Genomic DNA, 2,805 nt, shown 5'->3' on the forward strand with positions numbered 1-2,805 from the left:
TTATGTTTTTAATTAAGATTTTTAATCTTTTTCCTTATCCCGAACTCACGTTAAGTTAAAATTAAATGAGGAAATACAAACTCAAATAAAAGTTATTTTAAGAAAGCAATATAGCCCACGACATGTACCGGATTGTATTTTTCAAATAAAAGACATTCCTTATACCTTGAGTGGTAAGAAGTTAGAAATACCCGTTAAGAAGATTTTTTCAGGTGTTTCTTTAGAAAAAACAGTCTCCAAAGATATTATGCCTAATCCAGATTGTTTAGCGGAGTATTTAGCAATATATTATGCATTTAATTTTTAAAATTTTTCTGAGCTCGCAATTCTAATTTATATTTAATTCCAGAATTTGAATTTTCTTGTTCTAGATGCAAATTATCGCCATCAAAATGATACTTATATTTTCCAGATAAATAGTATGGATACATAGCTTGAAGAGTTCTAGTTAATGTATCTTGGAAAGTGATAGTATTGTTTTCTATAGTGTATTTACCTGAGCCATCTACTATATTATAGAGAGGTTTTTCTATTGGAAGAGATAAAGACTTAGGATTTGACATAGAGTAAGTATTATCATGATTTAAGAATAGGGTAATATTTTCGGATATAAAATTGTTATTCGTTTCCGTAGCTTGAAAAGAACCAACAAATGAAGTTTTAGTAAGAGGCAAAGAAACTTCATCTTTTTTGCATGACGTAATTAAAAAGATAAGTAAACAAATTGGAGTAGTGATCTTAGTAATAATTTTCATAATTAGTTGTTTAGTAACAGTTATAACGTAAAAAAATAAGTTTTGCTACATCGGGTAAGTATTTTTCAAAATGTTATATTCTTGCAGTTATATTTTTAGCTATTGCTCAATAGAAAAAGTTAAAAAAAATTGTCATTCTGATGAAGGAAGAATCTATAAATTTTAGGGATTGATTCATCGTTCCTCTTCCGCAATACCGACTTTTCTCTACTTCATTGCGAATGCACTTAAGCAAGTGCAAATAATCATTAGAATTCAACAAGATTTATTAGGTCTGTATCACTCCCACATTATATCTCGGTATATCCGCATTATGATTAGCAGCTTCAATACCCATTGAAATTATTTTACGTGTGTCTTTTGGATCAATGACACCATCCACCCATAGTCGGGCTGCTGCATAATATGGACTTAGTTGCTCATTGTATTTATCTTCTATCTCTTTCAAGAGGATTTGTTTTTCTTCCTGAGATAAGGTTACACCTTTAGCTTTTAGCGTAGCTTCTTGTATTTGCAATAAGGTTTTTCCAGCAGAAGCACCGCTCATAACAGCCATTTGTGCTGTTGGCCAAGCATAGATTAATCGTGGGTCATAGGCTTTACCACACATCGCATAATTCCCTGCTCCGTAGCTATTGCCTATAATAAAAGTAAATTTGGGAACGACGGAATTAGCCATAGCATTCACCATTTTTGCCCCATCTTTGATGATTCCGCCATGTTCTGAACGAGAACCAACCATAAATCCTGTTACATCTTGGAAAAATACCAACGGAATCTTTTGTTGGTTGCAGTTCATAATAAAACGCGCTGCTTTATCCGCTGAATCTGAATAAATAACCCCTCCCATCTGCATTTCTTGGGTTCCACCAGGTTTCTTCGCTTTTACAATTTCACGTTGATTTGCCACGATACCTACAGCCCAACCATCCACTCGAGCTAAAGCACACATCAAAGTTTTCCCATAATCCTTCTTATATTCTTCCAGAGTACCTTCATCTACAATAGCATCTAAAATTTGAAGCATATTATAAGGCTTTAATCTATCATCAGGTAAATTTTGATAAATAGATTCAGGAGTTAATTTGGATAATTTAGGTTCAATTCTAGAAAAACCAGCTTTTGGATTCTCTCCTATTTTCTCTATAATATTTTTGATGGCATTGAGACAAGAGGCATCGTCAGGATATTTATTATCAACTACACCAGATATTTCTGTATGTGTAGTAGCACCTCCCAAAGTTTCGTTATCTATAACTTCCCCTATAGAAGATTTTACCAAATAGGATCCTGCTAAGAAAACAGAACCAGTACCTTCTACGATCAACGCATAATCAGACATAATAGGCAAATAAGCTCCTCCCGCTACGCAAGAACCCATTATTGCTGCAATCTGTGGAATCCCCATTGAGGACATTTTAGCATTATTACGAAATATGCGACCAAAATGTTCTTTGTCGGGAAAAATTTCTTCTTGCATAGGAAGATAAACACCTGCAGAATCAACTAAGTATATGATGGGTAAATGGTTTTCCATAGCTATTTCTTGTGCGCGAAGATTTTTTTTGCCAGAAATGGGAAACCAAGCTCCTGCTTTAACAGTAGCATCATTAGAAACTATAATACAAAGCTTATTTTGTACATATCCCAAAACTACTACTACTCCAGCATTAGGACATCCTCCATGCTCCTCATACATATTATCACCTGCAAAAATTCCAATTTCGGTATATGGTTTATTTTCATCCAAAAGATATATTATTCGTTCCCAAGCTGTCATTTTTCCTTTCTCCTTATGCTTTTGAATTTTATTAATTCCTCCGCCTAAAAAGAGCTTTTCAGTTTTTTGGTTCAATGTTTCCAATAACTTTTGCATGGTGTAATTTTATTAAAATAAAAATTTATAGTTGGTTATTGTTTTTAATATTATAAATATGATAAAATATTATTTGATTTTTACGATATTTATAATATTAGCTATTAACAATATATAAACTTAACGTGAGTTCGGGACAAGGAAAAAGATTAAAAATCTTAATTAAAAACATAT

General features: G+C 32.5%; 2 protein-coding genes. Both read right to left on the reverse strand.

Annotated features, from left to right (window positions below):
- Window positions 1-296 precede the first annotated feature (296 nt).
- On the reverse strand, window positions 297-755 hold the full coding sequence (locus tag H8B04_RS16755) for a hypothetical protein (protein ID WP_190303057.1): 459 nt from the start codon (window positions 753-755) through the stop codon (window positions 297-299).
- 268 nt (window positions 756-1,023) lie between these two features.
- Window positions 1,024-2,631: an acyl-CoA carboxylase subunit beta gene (locus H8B04_RS16760; RefSeq protein ID WP_165292637.1), complete on the reverse strand. Its 1,608-nt coding sequence runs from the start codon at window positions 2,629-2,631 to the stop codon at window positions 1,024-1,026.
- Window positions 2,632-2,805 lie beyond the last annotated feature (174 nt).

The organism is Sphingobacterium litopenaei (assembly GCF_014692495.1).
Taxonomy (GTDB): Bacteria; Bacteroidota; Bacteroidia; order Sphingobacteriales; family Sphingobacteriaceae; genus Sphingobacterium; species Sphingobacterium litopenaei.